Here is a 15,347-nt window from a genome sequence, read left to right as displayed (position 1 = left end):
TACCATGGTATGATTAGCTTTAAAAGGTCTTACCCAGATGAAGAATTAGCTGGGTAATAGCTATTTATAATAACTGCTTTTCTGCAGCCAACTAACCGAGAGATGGAACAGTTTTGTTTGATTAACACATCCCTTTTATGGAAACAATCGGGAATAACAATGTTTTTATCAAATCATTCGTGATCGGGAGAACGCTCTGAAAGATTATTTTCTGGACAAATTAGGCTATCACCTGATTGTGCACAGACATTTCGTCAAACTGGAAAAAATCCCGGCTTCTCCCGAGGTCTGGATGGGAAAACTCTTAGCGAACGTCCGATCGGTTAATATAGCTTTGCGAAGAGTACGGGTCGAAACTGCTTGCCAACTCCGACAGTGACGGCTATCCAAATTCGTCACTGGTGACGAATTTGACCTACTATCAGGCCCTTCTCCTACTGAGGATTCCCAAAGATGAGAGGAAGAACTTTATCCTGCAGCATGATGTTGAAAAAATGACCACTGGGGAGCTGGATCAGGCTCTTAAAGAATGGAAGCGAACAACTCAAGAGAAATAGCCGGCTATTGTACACTTTGAATTGGGTATCTCAAACTGGCCGAGCAAGGATCTAACTAACATTAAAGGCATCTCTGCTTTGTAGTAAGCTATTATTTCACTCAGAACATTTTTGACAAGATTCCCCTTACTTTGCAAAGAAGTTATGTAATGATAAAGGTTGTCCGGATGGAAGAAACAGCTTTTTACGCTAAGAAAATTAGTCAATGACTTTATAGCCGTTTCGTCTATATTGCGAACCTAATGAAATATTCTAATCTTACGTTAAACGCTTTTTGAAGCATAATGGCTGACTCTAATTTGAAAGAGGCTGATTTTAATGGGGGATTTATATATACGAAATTATGTCCCTAGTGACATTGCCCAAGTAATGGAATTACAGAATAAGTACAGTAAAATATATACCGAGGTACCTATATGTACAGATGATAATTTAAGGCATCCAGCTCATCCAGTTTATGAAGAGGGAAAGAACATTTTCTGCGGATTTGACAGTAAAGATAAGATGATAGCTTATGCTTCGATTTTCCCAAGGCCAGTCGATGACGATGTCCCAAGTAATTTGCCTCATAGTTTATGGATTGAAGTCAAGGTCGATCCGGTACAGGAAAAGCAATACGAAATAAAAGATAACATGATTAAGAAAGTACTTGAAAGAGTAGCTACCATTAGCAAGTCGTTACCCGAGAGAAGTGTTCGATTATGTACAGGCCTTCTTTTAAGTGAGATAGAAGCAATTAAATATTTCCTTTCCAGAGGGTTCATTCATACTGAAAGTTTGTTTCAGATGACTAGGGATTTGACGATCCGGATTCCAAATCAATCAATAACGAAAGATGTTGAGATCAGAAAGTGGAAGATTGAAACAAAAGAAGAACGACAAAAGTACATAAAAGCAGACAATCTTTCATTTCTTGATTCGCCCACAACTATTGAAGCATTAGAATATTTGTTACAGTCTCCGCAATGGGCAACTGGTACGGCAATAAGTGCCTTTGACATTAGTGGAGAGATTGTGGGTAGTATTATGGTCTATTGGGATGAAACGCAGAACAATAGGGGAAATGAAAAGTGCGGATTTACAGAGGAAATATTTGTTATACCTAATTGGAGAGGACGTGGGATAGCAAAATATTTAATTATGGAGGGCTTAAATTACTTAGCTCAACATGGTCTAAGAGAAGCAAGGCTAGAGGTAATGAGCAAGAACAGAAACGCACTTACATTGTATGAATCGATGGGGTACATAGTTAATAGGGAAGAAAAAGTTTTCGGGCGTAATGTGATTTCTAACCAAAGGTTTATTTCTGGGGAGGGATATTATAATGGTCAATAGAAATCCTAGTGGCACAGCATTTATGATGGCATTTCTACGAGGATTTCATGCAGTTTATGATAATGCGAAAATATTTAATGATCCGCTTGCTTATGATTTAATACCCGAGGAAGTTCGAGAAGCATTTAAACAGCATTTGATTAAATCCGTTGCAGAAATGGCCCCGGAGCTAGCAAAAGAATGTACTGATGCCGCAACCTCATTACGCCTGGCTGTGAGAATCATGGCTGGTCCCGTCTTAGCCAGAGCACGATTTGTTGAAGAACGGCTTGAAGAAGCCATCCGGAAAGGTATAAGACAATATATAATTCTGGGTGCAGGACTTGATACCTTTGCTTATCGTCGTCTTGATCTGACAGATCGCCTCCAAGTATTCGAGCTTGATTTACCTTATACGCAAGAAATAAAATGTCAATTATTGAGCCGTTTAAACCTTGAAAAACCGGATTTCCTGCACTACATCCCGGTAGATTTTACTAAAGACAATCTAGCCTCGGCCCTTTCAGAATCAAAATATGATTCAGGGCAAATGAGTTTTTTTAGCTGGATGGGAGTGACCCATTACCTGCCAAATGAGTCTGTATTGTCGACACTCAAGGCTATAATAAGGTTATCAAGTAGCGGCAGCGAGATTGTATTCGATTATTACGATAAATCAGCTTTTGATCCTGACAAAGGCTCGAATCGTATTAAATATATTATGAAAAATACAAAGGCTATTGGAGAGACCATCATCACAGGATTTGATCCATCAAAACTTAGCATGGAACTTGCTCTTCTGGGGTTACGGCTGCTTAATAATTTAGGTCCTGAAGAGATACAGCAGAAATATTTCAAGGAATGTAATGAAGGCTATGCAGCAAGTGAACATGTACATTTGGCACATGCTACGTGGTAAATTAAGGTCAGGTTATTGATTAGAGTGTATCCGAACTTCGCCAAAGGCTAATAATTGGAAGTTTACAGATAACCCCTAGGAATAGAGTTTCCTAGGAGTTGTTAAAAGGGAGTTTGTACTAAACCGCTGCGCGGTGGTTTTTTTAGGCCCAAATAATAATTGAGGCATGATATCATTCTTTTGCTAACCCAATTTACTTTGGAAAGGATGATATTCATGCCTCAAACTTCTCGTACTCTTTCACCTCATCTTCAAAAAATGAAGATAGAAATGGAACTTCGCGGTTTATCCCCTCAAACCCTGCAACAATACTTTATCCATTTAAAACTCTTGGAGAAATATTTTAATAAGCCTGCCTTTGAAATTTCACCTGATGAACTTAAACATTTTCTTTATTATCGTATCAAATCCGGTATTAGTCACAGCAGTATTAATATTGCCTGCAGTGCATTTAAGCTCTTTTTTAACAAAGTTTTAAACTACAACTGGTCTGACGATGTAATTATTCGTCCAAAACGCCAAAAAAAACTTCCCTATGTGCTTTCTCAAAACGAGATTCTTTCAATTACAGATCAACTAAGTAATCTTAAACACAAAGCCATTCTCCTAACCACGTATTCTTCTGGCTTGAGAATTAGTGAAACTCTGAGTCTCCGGGTCTCCGACATTGATTCTGAGAACATGCTGATTAGAATCAATGATGGCAAAGGTGGTAAAGATCGTCTAACCGTTCTTTCTATCAAAAACCTTAAACTATTAAGGCGTTATTGGAAACTTTATCGACCAACTGATCTACTTTTTCCAGGCCCTATTGAGGGCAAACCTCTTTCCGCGCGCAATATTCAATATGTTTTTTCAACTGCTAAACAAAAGGCAGGTATTTCAAAACACGCTACAGTCCATACACTTCGGCATAGTTTCGCAACTCATTTGCTTGAGAATCGTGCTGATCTCAGAACCATTCAGATGCTGATGGGGCATAGTAATATTTCCACGACTTCTAAATATATTCACCTCTCTACTGCCCATATTGCCTCAGATTGCCTCAGTTAGAAGCCCTCTTGATGGTCGTGATCCGAATGCCTGAACTTCAGGAGATTTTTAATCACGTTCATCTGAATTCTATGTCACCTGATCAAGCAAAAGCTTTTAATATGATCCGTCATTGCCGAACTCCTTCTCTTGGTTCCCATTCTGAGGTTTGTACTGAATGTGGTACCGTTGAGGTTTCTTATAATTTCTGCCGAAACAGGCATTGCCCTAAATGCCAACACTCTGTTCAAGAGCATTGGGTTGAGGCTCAAATGTCTAAGCTTTTGCCTATCGGATACTTTCATATTGTTTTTACGATTCCTCAGGAACTGAATACCCTTGTTTTACAGAATCAGGAGCTTCTTTATTCCCTTCTTATTCGATCGGCTGGGCATACACTTATCGAACTTGCTAAAGACCCTAAATACCTTGGGGCAACAACAGGAGTAACCTCCGTTCTCCATACCTGGGGTCAGAATTTATCTTTTCATCCTCATGTACACTGTATCGTTCCCGGTGGAGGGCTTTCCAATGATGGTCTTCGTTTCGTTCGTTCGAGAAAGAAATTTTTTATTCCGGTTAAAGTAATTTCGAAAAAATTCAAAGGTAAGTTCCTTTGTCTTTTGAAACAGGCTTTTAATGAGGGGAAGATAAGCTTCTTTAACGATGCTGTCAGGCTTTCGTCCAGAAGCAATTTTCTTTCCTTAATCGATAGTTTGTATCTTAAAGGCTGGGTTGTTTTCTGTAAAAAACCATTTAAATCTCCAGCTCATGTTGTTAGATATCTTGGTCGTTATACTCACAGAGTCGCAATCAGTAACTCTAGGATTCAGGCATTTGATGGCAAATCGGTGAGTTTTTCGTGGAAGGATTATAGGGATGGTAATAGGTCTAAAGTAATGATTCTTGATGCTAAAGAATTTGCTAGAAGGTTTCTTCTGCATGTACTCCCTTCTCGTTTTGTAAGGATCAGACATTATGGAATTCTGTGTAGCCGTAATATTAGTACTAAGCTTTCGAAATGTATGATGCTTGCTGGAAAGAAACCTTCTTTTGACCCTATTACTCCAAAACAAACCAAGAGTTGTCGCTCTTGTGGAAGTCAAAATATTATTATATTTTTCCCTAAACACTCGAGTGCAGGTCCATGATCATCTAGGAATTGAATTTTTTAAAGTTACCCATTTGGGGAGGGGGGAAGTTTGTCCATTTTCGAATTTTCGACATATATCAAAAGCAGCTTAAGCAACAATGCTGTTATTATATCTTTGCTAATTGAGTTTTAACCCTAAATGAGAAAGAATGAATTCCCATATACCCCAACTGCCGTCGGCAGCGGTTCAGTACAACTAGAGATTTATGATGTTCTATTCGCTTTTAACCCAAATAATATTATTCAAGCCACTGATTTTCATCACTGGCTTTTTTCTCTGTCTACGAACATCATAAATCTCTAATGAGTTTAGCGAAGCAAATAATATTCCATGTGTTGAGAGCCATTGGAAATGGAGAAAAATAAAATGTGAAAATCGCTCGCTAAGAAATTCTGTTGGGTTGCAATGTCGGATTTTTTTACACTAGTTATTAAAGATGAAAAAACGCGGTTTATAAAAACACCGCGTTCCGTTGACTTGTAAACTTGTCAGTAAAAAGGGCTTTTGTCACACCCGTTAAGTGAAATTCGCCTGTTCGGCACAACATCAACTGAGATGCTGCGTAATGAAGAACGCGGCACGGTCTAGGGCTTGATCAGCTTCATCGAGGATACCAGCGAACGCTTGGAAAACGTGCGGGACGTCGGCGGTAACGTCGAGGATTACGTCTACGCTGCTTGCCCGTGCGCGGTCTGCCATCTGCGTGGAGTCGTCAAGGAGAACCTCATTGGTTCCGACCTGAAGCAGAAGCGGTGGGAATCCCGTGAGATTGGCGAGTCTGGCCGGGCTCAGAAGTTCCTGATTCGGGTCCTGTCCGGCGAGGTACATCGCTGCTGTATAGGCAAGGCTCTCACGAGTAAAGAACGGGTCGATTCCTGCTTTACTATCTATGCTCGCTCCGGAAAATGTCTTATCTAAACTTGGCGAGAACGCTACAACTACTGCTGGCATCGGCAGACCAGCATCCCGTGCCATGAGGCACGTCGAGACAGCGATACCGCCGCCGGCAGAGTCACCAGCGAACGCGATAGATGTTGCCTCAACACCACTTTCCAAGAGTGAGCGATAGGCCGAGAGCGCATCGTCCAGTGCCGCTGGGAACGGGTGTTCCGGAGCAAGACGATAATCGAGCGAGACAGACCGAATACTGGTCTTGCTGACGAGGTTCGCAGTGAGGGACATGGCAGTGTCGGGAGAACCGAACACATATCCACCTCCATGAAAATAGAGGATTGTTCCTAAATGGGCATCCTGTGCGGGTTCGACGAGCAAACCGGGTCGATTACCGAGGGTAGTCTGCGTGATCCGCACGCCCGCAGGTACTTTCATCGTCGCCATCATGGCTGCGAAACCTGTGCGCATTTCCTCGACAGTTTTCGAATTGGAAGTTCGGGGGCGCCGTAGCATTTCATTCACTACTTTACGCTGTTCTCTACTCATAATGATAGTCTCCTCTTCTAATCGTTGTATTTTTAGTATAGAATATAATTATGACAAAACATGTCACTATTGTTATGAGGTGAACTAAATGAGCAAGTCGAGGCACCTGATTGAATTGATGATGGCGGTTAATCGGAAACGACAATTTACGGTCAAAGAGCTTGCTGAAGAATTTGGCGTGTCTACCAGAACCATGCTGCGCGATTTGCAGGAATTGAGCGGAATGGGGGTGCCTCTATACTCCCAGGTTGGCGCAGGAGGTGGATACCGGGTACTCTCTGAGCGGAACCTTCCACCTATTTCGTTTACAGAGAACGAGGCGTTCTCAATATTCTTTGCTTGCCACGCACTTAGACACTATAGTTCTCTGCCCTTCAAGGCATCTGCTGACTCCGCTCTCCGAAAATTTTTCGCGTATTTACCGGATGACATGAAAAATCGAATTGAAGAGATACGACATCGAGTTGACTTCTTTACGCATAAGCGCCCACAACGAGCTGAATATCTTGAGGTCTTGCTCCAAGCATCTATTGAAAGGCTACCCGTGACCATCAATTATGGCGTTCGGATGGATGAAACCACACTCAGAACCATTCAACCTATTGGAATATACGCGCATGAAGGATATTGGTTTTGCCCAGCTTACTGTTATTTGCGAAGGGCATACCGATTGTTCCGAGTGGATCGGATATGGTCAGCCGCTTTAGCGGATGTCGAAACGATAGCGACCCCAGTCGATGTTCGCGAGGTGAATTTATCGAACTTTGGCCTTCATTTTCAAAGCGAATTAGAAAGCGTCGATGTCAAAGTGAAATTATCGGCAAAAGGAATAGAGATATTTCGCGACAAGAGTTGGTTGTTTCCATGGGGGAAAGTTAGTATTTCTGATGACGGAATAGGTATGCTTGAGGTAGGTATTCTTGCTTCAGAAATACCATTCTTCGCTGAATATTTTTTCTCGTTTGGGGCGGAAGCGATCGTGCTTCAACCGGAAGAACTTAGAGAAGCTGTCAGATCAGAGTTGGTCCGTACTCTGGAAAAGTACGATTTTCTACAATGCTAGTCTTCCAATTTCGGTTTTTACTATTCTGCCAATACATAGATGGATCGCTATTATTTTGTAATGGAATTCGAACGCGGCCAAAGGACCATTAATTGAACTTCGCAAATCCATAAACTCAGGTGTGTTTTCTCCAAAAATGCGGTATTAACGAAGTCAAGGGGACGCCACCGGCGTCCTCTTGACTTCGTTAATTGGGTCTTTAGCAAGGTCTGTTGCTAAAGATCTTTATTTGAGTTCTACAAATTACACTAGTAAAAGAGGAGATTATCTACGAATGCCCTTACGTCTTAAGCGAAAAAATTATAATATGGAAGATGGGCAAACGTTTGAAGGTTATGCCATAAGTTTCGGTGTTGGTCTAGATGAAGATTTATATTACAACTCAATAGGGCTTGATTAAGGAGATCACATTATATCAATTGCGGAACCCTAAATTAAAACTATCGAAATACTAGAGGATTAACGAGCACTTGCCAAACTAGGGGTTTTTTTGAACAATTGGTGGAGTATTAAAGGAATTAGCATAAAATTCGCGAATTGATAGGGATAATATGGATTTGGAGGTGGGAAATGAATCTTGGGATTTCACCATGGCAAATGTGGAGAGATATCTTTGTTTATACTTTTGAGATATTTAAGATAACCTGGCAAATGTGGTTTTTTCTCGGCTTAATTACTCTTGGAAGACTGGTTTTCCACTTGTTTGAAAAGCAGCGCTTATCAAAGTCTGGGATTTATGAAATTGATCGAATGGATGGAAGGACTTTTGAGAAATATTTAGAGGTATTGTTCCAAAAACTTGGTTATAAAGTTGAGCGCACAAGGTATATAGGAGATTATGGTGCTGATTTGGTCGTCTTACAAAACGGTTTGAGAACTGTTATACAGGCTAAACGCTTTAAAAACAAAGTTGGAGTAAAGGCCATTCAAGAGGCCGTGGCAGCCAAAGGCTATTATGATTGCCCTCATGCGATGGCAGTGACTAATAGTTATTACACAAAACAAGCTAAGGAATTAGCCAAGGCCAATAAAGTCACGTTATGGAGTCGAGATGATCTTGTTAAAGCGTTGTTATCAGTGAACAAGGCCAGCAACACTAATCTAAAAAACCACAGCTCAACTGGTAGTTACTACTGAATTAGAGGATAATTCAGTGTGCTACATATGCGGCAAAACAGTTTCTAGTAAGGTTATAGAATACTGTTTGGCACATCCTCAACGGTTTAGGGGCCGTATATATTGCTTTGATCATCAAAAATAATGTTTATCACTTTTTCGGGAGATGTAAAAATTAAGGACGCTTGATTCTGTGAGTCATTAGACGATCAAACCACGAATATTTGGTGGAGATATATAGTAATACCCATAAATTACTTGTTTTGGAGCAGATATACTTCCTTGAAATAACATATCTCGAAAGAGATCCTCACAGGAAACTGACCTATGGGGATTGTTCTCTATTTTTATTTTCACGGTTTTCTTATTTTACGACGTATTATGTGAATATAAAAGCTTACCGGACCCTGAGTTGCCAAAAGGCCACGGCGCTGGCTGCAGCAACGTTCAGAGAGTCTACGTTATGGGACATGGGGATGCACGCGGTGTAATCGCAGTCAGCAATCGTGCAGGGCGCCAGTCCATTACCTTCTGAACCCAATACGATAGCAAGCTTTTCCTCTGCCATGAGCTGCGGATCANAAGCTTTTCCTCTGCCATGAGCTGCGGATCATCTATGCTGACAGCGTTATCATTTAAAGCCATGGCAACGGTCTTAAAGCCCAGCTTGCGCAGACTCTTCATGCCCTGCTGCGGCCACTGCGAGGGCTCGCTGCCAATACGGGCCCATGGCACTTGGAAGATGGTACCCATGCTCACCCTCACCGCACGTTGAGACCGTGGTAGTGCTATATCGGAAGTAAGTGAAAGCCTTGGTATAAGCCTGTTTGAGGGTGTGGTTGTCCTCTTATAGTGACTGAGTGCATGGGGGGGAATATAGATAAGGAATAAATTAAAGTCGCTTAAATCATAGAAGGAGGACTAAGAAGATTGGATGGTCAAGTAAGAAGTAATATTCATGCTGGAATCACAGTAGATATTGTTTTAAAAGAAAACCAAAGGACAGGAAAAAGAACGCGTGGTATTGTCAAAGATATCTTAACAAACTCCCAGAAACATCCGAGGGGAATTAAAGTAAGACTTGAGGATGGGCAAATTGGAAGAGTTCAAGAAATTATAAAGACAGTTTGAAATCATTGGAGCACCTGCTGAATGAAAGCGGGTGCTTTTTAATTATGAGTAGATCTAGAAAATCCCTGAAAGTTGTGGAATTAGGTATAATCTGGTGCTATCATTGGATTAAGGTGAAGGAAAGATATGGCACTACTGAACTAAAATCAAAAAAATGTCTGGGAGCAATGATAAACTGATAATATCACATGAAGAACTGTACTATTAAACATGCTGTAAAGGTATTTGTATTTCTCTGATTTTTGGGAGCATTTTGAAGATGATACAGGAAGTAAGAAAGGTAGGAGCTGAGGGCATACTAATGGCAAAAAACGATAATATGCTGGCGATTTTATGGATGCTTAATTTAGGAGCAAAAATAACTGCGAAGCAAATAGCGGAAAAATTAGAGATAAATATACGGACCGTTTATCGTTATATTGATTCTTTGTGCGCCAGTGGAGTACCGATTATATCGGACTCAGGTCAAAACGGTGGATATTGTTTGATGAACAATTTTATCCAAGCACCTTTGTTTTTTGATATAGAAGAACAAAAAGCACTTCTTCATGCTGCTGTATTTGCAAAAGAGGCAGGATATCCCTTTAGCGAGGCTTTAAGCAGAGCAACTGAAAAACTGAAATTGTATTCAAATCAAGAACAGGAAAGTATTCTCAATCGCCATTTAGTCGGTTTTGAAGTGATAAACCGAGATATTGCCCCTGCTGTGAAGGTGGTGTTGGAGGAATTAGAGCAATCTGTAGCAAACGAATACTCTGTAGAAATTGAATACCGCTCAAAAAATGAAGAACAGTCCCGTCCAAGAGTGATTGACCCATATGGAATAATATATTGGAACAATAAATGGTATACTATTGGATTTTGCCATTTGCGGGATGAAATTCGCAGCTTTCGGGTTGAACGGATTGTACAGATAAAGCAAACGAAAATGATGTTTGAACGACCTGAAGCCTTCTCTGCCAAGGAATATTTTTTACAAAATCTTTTGCCTAATCCGGACAATGGGAATGGCATGATTCCATTAATCATCAAGGGCAGGGCAGAGGCTTTGGATGACTTATGCATTCATTGGTTTTTAGGTCATCATTTAAAAGAGAGGACTTCAAACCAAGCAGTCTTTTTAGTTGATGAAAAAGCAATTCATGCATATGTACCTAATTTTCTTCTTTCTTACGGAAAAGCTATTCAAGTAATCGAACCGCAGAGCTGTAAGCAAAAACTTGTTTCTGTAGCATCGGAGTTAATGGAATATTATCAAATATAACAGCTTCACTGACAGTAGATGTCAGTGAAGCTGTACTATTATGGTGATAGACATTAATCATCAACGAATTTTGTTTAGCGATTTTTAGATGTAAAAGGAGGAATTTAGAATGAACAGCACTGTATATCTTTATGTATTTGATACGATGGCAGATTGGGAGATAGGTTATTTAACTGCTGAACTAAACTCAGGAAGATATTATAAGAAGGGGCTATCCCCATCAAAAATAGTTACCTTGGGAGTTGAAAAGACTCCTGTTACTACAATGGGAGGTTTGAAAATATTACCTGATATTAAACTAGAGGAGTGCGGCATTAAAAACACAGACGCTTTGATTTTACCGGGTGGAAATACATGGATGGAAATAATCCATGAACCTATAATAAATAAAGCAGAGCAGTGTATAAAGGAGAACATTGTTGTAGCGGCGATATGTGGCGCTACAATAGGGCTTGCTCAGAATGGCTTGCTGGATTCAAGATGGCATACAAGCAATGATTTGGGATACCTCAAAATGGTGTGTTCCGATTATAAAGGTGAAAAGTATTACAAGAATGAGCCTGCTGTTACAGATGGAAAATTAATCACTGCTTCGGGGGTAGCTCCATTGGAATTTGCTGTACATGTCTTGAAAGCTTTGGATGTGTTTTCGCCAAAGACAATAGATGCCTGGTATAAGCTCTATGAGACTCACGAATCTGAATACTTTTATGCGTTAATGAATTCAATACAATAAGAATATAATTGCGGATATGTTTGTTCAATTACTTGAGCGAAATTCTTTAAGTATAAGAACTCTGGGGAGTGTTTTCAGGAAGAAGCCTTGCCGCCAAGGAATAACCAGGTCCTGCTGACATTATTTTTGTCTACTCAAGGCATATGGATCATTATACAAAGTATCAATAAAGTAACATCAATGCACGCCGGCACAGTGGGTCACAGCATGAGGGGGTAAGCAACACGGTATCGATGCCTAGCGCCGCAGCCGAGCGAAAAATGGCACCGACGTTGGTAGAGTCCGCGATACCTTCAAGCACAGCCACTCGACTTGCACCGGCACACGCCTCCTCAACGCTGGGTAGATGAGGACGCCGCATGGCACACAGCACACCGCGGGTCAGCTGAAAGCCAGTCAGCCCTGCTAGCAGGTTGCTATCGGCAGTATAGACGGGGACATCTCCGCAGCGGGTGATTATACCGTGCGCTTGCCCTGCAATGTATTTGCGCTCCATCAAAAGTGAAATAGGCTCGCATCCAGCGTCGAGGGCAAGTCCAATTACCTTGGTACTCTCCGCAATAAAGATGCCCATCTCCGGCTCCAACCGGTTGCGCAGCTGCGTTTCCGTCAGGCGAGCAAAGACATCCAAATTGGACGATGAAAAATCGCTTTACCGTAAGTAAGAATTACACCACCATCAATATACTATAATATTAACTACACTATATTGCTTATAAGACACATCTTTCTACACTACGAAACAATATAAGAAAAATGCGAAATGAAGATTAAGCTCATTGTTTTAACTTTTTTTTCGCTTAATAATCTTTCCTTATTAGGTTTGGTGTCATCCAATAAGAAGTCAGCCCAATCAAATCCAAGTTTATCTGTATTTTCTTGCCAGTACAATAGGCGGTCAGAATAATAGATTATCTTTTCGCTGACTGGTTTTGGAAAGTAATCTTTTCCGTATTTTAAAACTAGTGCAGTTAATTCATAGATAGGTAACCCCAAAGCGTGTGTTTCTACATGCACCAGAAATTAGAAGGAACTTGCGTAAGTTATAATTAGCCTAATAATGAGCACATTAATTAACACAAAGAAGGTAATGAAAATAAGATGATATCAAGAACATGGCATGGTATTGTACCTATTCATATGAAGGATGCGTTTGAAAAATATGAATATGAAACAGGGATAAGAGATACAACGATAATAAAAGGAAACATGGGGGCATATTTGAAGATAGTTGAACAAGGGGAATATGCACATTTCTTTTTATGTACAAAATGGGATACAATGGCTAGTGTGATTGCATATGCAGGTAATAAACCGACAATAGCCGTAACTTACCCGGATGACGTGCAATTTGGCCTCATATCAGATCCGATTGTGATTTTGCAAGAAGTGGCCGGTGCGGAAAATCCCTTTTTATAATATGAGAATCATAAGGCTAATAATGGGTATATGAACGATTAAAGTGAATTTCTTTTAATTATATAACGCACAGATAAACAGAAATTTGTCGAGCAGATAATTTGTATTTAAGTAGGCAACCGGAGAATAAGCATGAAGAACAGAACCTATATCACAATTGATTTAAAATCCTTCTACGCTTCGGTCGAATGTGTGGAACGAGGGCTTGATCCGCTGACCACCAACCTTGTTGTCGCAGACGCAAGCCGCACAGAAAAAACCATCTGTCTCGCCGTCTCTCCCTCCCTCAAAGCATACGGCATTCCCGGTAGGGCGAGGCTGTTTGAAGTCGTACAGAAGGTCAAGGAAGCAAATGCAGCACGGCTGCTCAAAGCCCCAGGACGAGCCTTTTCCGGCGTTTCCTGCAACGATACTGAATTGAAATCCTCACCGGGTCTCTCGTTGGACTACATTGTTGCTCTACCGAGGATGGCGTATTATATAGAGTACAGCACGCAGATTTACAATATCTATTTGAAGTACATCGCGCCCGAAGATATTCATGTCTATTCCATTGACGAGGTATTCCTTGACGTCACCGATTATCTGAACACCTACAATTTTTCAGCCCGTGAGCTTGCCACGAAAATGATTCTGGATGTACTCAAAACAACGGGCATTACAGCAACGGCGGGAATTGGCACAAACCTGTATCTAAGCAAGATCGCTATGGATATTCAGGCGAAGCACATCCCTGCTGATAACAACGGTATGCGGATCGCCGAGCTGGACGAAATGAGCTACCGTCGCTCCCTGTGGTCGCATCGGCCTCTAACAGACTTTTGGCGCGTTGGAAAAGGATATGCTAACAAGCTGGAGGAAAAAGGTCTCTATACAATGGGAGATATTGCAAGATGCTCTCTCGGTAAACCTACCGATTACTGCAACGAAGACTTACTGTATAAGCTGTTCGGCATCAACGCTGAGCTGCTGATCGACCATGCGTGGGGGTGGGAGCCATGCACAATTTCCGATATTAAAGCGTATAAGCCAAGCACAAACAGTATTGGATCGGGGCAGGTGCTGCACTATGCCTATACTTTTGATAAAGCGAAGCTGATCGTGCGGGAAATGACTGATCTGCTGGTACTTGATCTGGTAGATAAAAGACTTATGAGCGACCAGCTTGTTTTGACGGTCGGATATGATATCGATAATCTAACAAATCCAGAGATAAAGAGATCATATCGCGGGGCCATCACCACTGACCGCTACGGACGCACCGTTCCGAAATCCGCGCATGGTTCAGTAAATCTTGGCAGACAGACCTCCTCTACAAAGCTCATCATGGATGCCGTCACGGATCTGTTTGAACGCATCGTTGACAAAAATCTTCTGATCAGAAGAGTCAACATTACAGCGAATCATGTCGTTGATGAGGCAACTGCTCAAAATGCGGGCAACTTTGAACAGCTTGATCTCTTTATGGATTACGCGGCTGCGCAGGCGAAAAAAGAAGATGAAGAAGTTGAGCTTGCACGAGAAAAAAAGATGCAGCAAGCAATGCTGGAGATAAAAAAGAAACACGGAAAGAACGCCATTCTAAAGGGTATGAATCTGGAGGAAGGCGCTACCACAATAGACCGGAACAAGCAGATTGGAGGGCATAAGGCATGACGAAGGCATATGACGATATCATTAATCTACCTCACCATGTCTCTACGACACGCCCTCATATGACTGCTATTGACCGGGCAGCTCAGTTTTCCCCTTTCGCCGCACTGACCGGCTATGATGCCGCCATCAAAGAGACCGCAAGACTGACTGACGAGAGAGTAAAATTGGACGAATATATGAAGGACGCTTTGAGTAATAGGCTGCAAATCATAGCAGATCGGATTAAAGAGTATCCTGAAATCGCAATTACTTACTTTCAACCGGATGCAAAGAAGAATGGCGGCGCCTATGTTACTGCTATCAGTACGGCTAAAAAGATAGACGAATATGAACGGGTTGTCGTTATGACCGATGGCACAGCGATCCCCATTGATGAAATAATCAGCATAGATGGGCAAATATTCGAATCTATGGAAATATTTTGACCCGATAGTAAAGGTTAGAACAGATAGTGAATACAAGCACACAGAAGATATTGATCACGTCGCATGAATTATCAAAATGCTTTAAGTAATTTGAGGAAGAATTATTAAAGCAAATTCCAAT

Annotated in this window: 15 protein-coding genes and 3 pseudogenes; 15 read left to right on the top strand and 3 right to left on the bottom strand. The window is 41.2% G+C overall.

Annotated elements, in window-relative coordinates; all coding sequences use genetic code 11:
- The first annotated feature begins 172 nt into the window (after positions 1 to 172).
- The 6 genes and pseudogenes from B5Y67_RS25690 (at position 173) to B5Y67_RS01935 (ending at position 4,973) form a co-directional block, all read left to right on the top strand.
- Positions 173 to 379 (top strand): DUF2398 family protein, encoded by a 207-nt coding sequence (locus B5Y67_RS25690; RefSeq protein WP_348982272.1) that lies wholly within the window; start codon positions 173 to 175, stop codon positions 377 to 379.
- Positions 345 to 557: pseudogene (locus B5Y67_RS25685) on the top strand (DUF3102 domain-containing protein); the annotation flags it as partial. The gene B5Y67_RS25690 and the pseudogene B5Y67_RS25685, both read left to right, overlap by 35 nt.
- Positions 558 to 875: 318 nt before the next feature.
- Entirely contained in the window at positions 876 to 1,892 is a 1,017-nt protein-coding gene (locus B5Y67_RS01950) for a GNAT family N-acetyltransferase (RefSeq protein ID WP_088224899.1), read from the top strand.
- A complete protein-coding gene (locus tag B5Y67_RS01945) occupies positions 1,882 to 2,790 on the top strand; it encodes a class I SAM-dependent methyltransferase (protein ID WP_088224898.1) in 909 nt (302 codons plus the stop codon). Before B5Y67_RS01950 ends, B5Y67_RS01945 begins: the two co-directional genes overlap by 11 nt.
- 216 nt (positions 2,791 to 3,006) lie before the next feature.
- Positions 3,007 to 3,843 carry a tyrosine-type recombinase/integrase gene (locus B5Y67_RS01940; protein WP_088224897.1) on the top strand — a complete coding sequence of 279 codons (837 nt, stop codon included), beginning with the start codon at positions 3,007 to 3,009 and terminating at the stop codon, positions 3,841 to 3,843.
- Between the two features lie 11 nt (positions 3,844 to 3,854).
- A complete protein-coding gene (locus B5Y67_RS01935) occupies positions 3,855 to 4,973 on the top strand; it encodes an IS91 family transposase (RefSeq protein WP_242975780.1) in 1,119 nt (372 codons plus the stop codon).
- A 549-nt stretch (positions 4,974 to 5,522) separates the two neighbouring features.
- Here B5Y67_RS01935 and B5Y67_RS01930 read toward each other — a convergent pair.
- Positions 5,523 to 6,416: an alpha/beta hydrolase gene (locus B5Y67_RS01930; protein ID WP_088224896.1), complete on the bottom strand. Its 894-nt coding sequence runs from the start codon at positions 6,414 to 6,416 to the stop codon at positions 5,523 to 5,525.
- 88 nt (positions 6,417 to 6,504) lie between these two features.
- On the opposite strand from B5Y67_RS01930, the gene B5Y67_RS01925 reads away from it, so the two are divergent.
- The 3 genes from B5Y67_RS01925 to B5Y67_RS01920 all read left to right on the top strand — a co-directional run bounded on the left by B5Y67_RS01925 (position 6,505) and on the right by B5Y67_RS01920 (position 8,616).
- Positions 6,505 to 7,479 (top strand): YafY family protein, encoded by a 975-nt coding sequence (locus B5Y67_RS01925; protein ID WP_088224895.1) that lies wholly within the window; start codon positions 6,505 to 6,507, stop codon positions 7,477 to 7,479.
- Between the two features lie 274 nt (positions 7,480 to 7,753).
- Positions 7,754 to 7,879, top strand: a complete 126-nt coding sequence (locus B5Y67_RS26100; protein WP_282432741.1) for a hypothetical protein — start codon at positions 7,754 to 7,756, stop codon at positions 7,877 to 7,879.
- 170 nt (positions 7,880 to 8,049) lie between these two features.
- Positions 8,050 to 8,616 (top strand): restriction endonuclease, encoded by a 567-nt coding sequence (locus B5Y67_RS01920; RefSeq protein WP_088224894.1) that lies wholly within the window; start codon positions 8,050 to 8,052, stop codon positions 8,614 to 8,616.
- A gap of 376 nt (positions 8,617 to 8,992) precedes the next feature.
- Here B5Y67_RS01920 and B5Y67_RS01915 read toward each other — a convergent pair.
- Positions 8,993 to 9,369: pseudogene (locus B5Y67_RS01915) on the bottom strand (TrmH family RNA methyltransferase); the annotation flags it as partial.
- Positions 9,370 to 9,525: 156 nt separating this feature from the next.
- Here B5Y67_RS01915 and B5Y67_RS01910 point away from each other — a divergent pair.
- The 3 genes from B5Y67_RS01910 to B5Y67_RS01900 all read left to right on the top strand — a co-directional run bounded on the left by B5Y67_RS01910 (position 9,526) and on the right by B5Y67_RS01900 (position 11,726).
- On the top strand, positions 9,526 to 9,726 hold the full coding sequence (locus B5Y67_RS01910; protein ID WP_088224893.1) for a YwbE family protein: 201 nt from the start codon (positions 9,526 to 9,528) through the stop codon (positions 9,724 to 9,726).
- A gap of 301 nt (positions 9,727 to 10,027) precedes the next feature.
- The gene (locus B5Y67_RS01905; RefSeq protein WP_088224926.1) at positions 10,028 to 10,990 is read left to right on the top strand and encodes a YafY family protein; all 963 of its coding nucleotides are present in this window, start codon (positions 10,028 to 10,030) and stop codon (positions 10,988 to 10,990) included.
- A 109-nt stretch (positions 10,991 to 11,099) separates the two neighbouring features.
- Positions 11,100 to 11,726, top strand: a complete 627-nt coding sequence (locus tag B5Y67_RS01900) for a type 1 glutamine amidotransferase family protein (protein WP_088224892.1) — start codon at positions 11,100 to 11,102, stop codon at positions 11,724 to 11,726.
- Between the two features lie 138 nt (positions 11,727 to 11,864).
- Here B5Y67_RS01900 and B5Y67_RS25680 read toward each other — a convergent pair.
- Positions 11,865 to 12,357, bottom strand: a pseudogene (locus B5Y67_RS25680) (TrmH family RNA methyltransferase); the annotation flags it as partial.
- Positions 12,358 to 12,827: 470 nt separating this feature from the next.
- On the opposite strand from B5Y67_RS25680, the gene B5Y67_RS01885 reads away from it, so the two are divergent.
- The 3 genes from B5Y67_RS01885 to B5Y67_RS01875 all read left to right on the top strand — a co-directional run bounded on the left by B5Y67_RS01885 (position 12,828) and on the right by B5Y67_RS01875 (position 15,226).
- On the top strand, positions 12,828 to 13,145 hold the full coding sequence (locus B5Y67_RS01885; RefSeq protein ID WP_088224891.1) for a hypothetical protein: 318 nt from the start codon (positions 12,828 to 12,830) through the stop codon (positions 13,143 to 13,145).
- A 132-nt stretch (positions 13,146 to 13,277) separates the two neighbouring features.
- Positions 13,278 to 14,801 (top strand): DNA methylase, encoded by a 1,524-nt coding sequence (locus B5Y67_RS01880; RefSeq protein WP_088224890.1) that lies wholly within the window; start codon positions 13,278 to 13,280, stop codon positions 14,799 to 14,801.
- Positions 14,798 to 15,226, top strand: a complete 429-nt coding sequence (locus B5Y67_RS01875) for a hypothetical protein (protein ID WP_088224889.1) — start codon at positions 14,798 to 14,800, stop codon at positions 15,224 to 15,226. The genes B5Y67_RS01880 and B5Y67_RS01875 overlap by 4 nt, the downstream gene beginning before the upstream one ends.
- Positions 15,227 to 15,347 lie beyond the last annotated feature (121 nt).

Origin of the sequence: Desulfosporosinus sp. FKB (genome assembly GCF_002196705.1) — a bacterium.
Classification (GTDB): domain Bacteria; phylum Bacillota; class Desulfitobacteriia; order Desulfitobacteriales; family Desulfitobacteriaceae; genus Desulfosporosinus.
The sequence above is the reverse complement of the archived record's forward strand: the minus strand, read 5'-3'. Positions and strand labels throughout refer to the sequence as shown.

What these genes read in the sequence shown, in the direction of transcription:
- B5Y67_RS01950 (WP_088224899.1), top strand. Translation starts at nt 876, where the DNA reads ATGGGGGATTTATATATACGAAATTATGTCCCTAGTGACATTGCCCAA.
- B5Y67_RS01945 (WP_088224898.1), top strand. Translation starts at nt 1,882, where the DNA reads ATGGTCAATAGAAATCCTAGTGGCACAGCATTTATGATGGCATTTCTA.
- B5Y67_RS01940 (WP_088224897.1), top strand. Translation starts at nt 3,007, where the DNA reads ATGCCTCAAACTTCTCGTACTCTTTCACCTCATCTTCAAAAAATGAAG.
- B5Y67_RS01935 (WP_242975780.1), top strand. Translation starts at nt 3,855, where the DNA reads ATGGTCGTGATCCGAATGCCTGAACTTCAGGAGATTTTTAATCACGTT.
- B5Y67_RS01930 (WP_088224896.1), bottom strand. Translation starts at nt 6,416, where the DNA reads ATGAGTAGAGAACAGCGTAAAGTAGTGAATGAAATGCTACGGCGCCCC.
- B5Y67_RS01925 (WP_088224895.1), top strand. Translation starts at nt 6,505, where the DNA reads ATGAGCAAGTCGAGGCACCTGATTGAATTGATGATGGCGGTTAATCGG.
- B5Y67_RS26100 (WP_282432741.1), top strand. Translation starts at nt 7,754, where the DNA reads ATGCCCTTACGTCTTAAGCGAAAAAATTATAATATGGAAGATGGGCAA.
- B5Y67_RS01920 (WP_088224894.1), top strand. Translation starts at nt 8,050, where the DNA reads ATGAATCTTGGGATTTCACCATGGCAAATGTGGAGAGATATCTTTGTT.
- B5Y67_RS01905 (WP_088224926.1), top strand. Translation starts at nt 10,028, where the DNA reads ATGGCAAAAAACGATAATATGCTGGCGATTTTATGGATGCTTAATTTA.
- B5Y67_RS01900 (WP_088224892.1), top strand. Translation starts at nt 11,100, where the DNA reads ATGAACAGCACTGTATATCTTTATGTATTTGATACGATGGCAGATTGG.
- B5Y67_RS01885 (WP_088224891.1), top strand. Translation starts at nt 12,828, where the DNA reads ATGATATCAAGAACATGGCATGGTATTGTACCTATTCATATGAAGGAT.
- B5Y67_RS01880 (WP_088224890.1), top strand. Translation starts at nt 13,278, where the DNA reads ATGAAGAACAGAACCTATATCACAATTGATTTAAAATCCTTCTACGCT.
- B5Y67_RS01875 (WP_088224889.1), top strand. Translation starts at nt 14,798, where the DNA reads ATGACGAAGGCATATGACGATATCATTAATCTACCTCACCATGTCTCT.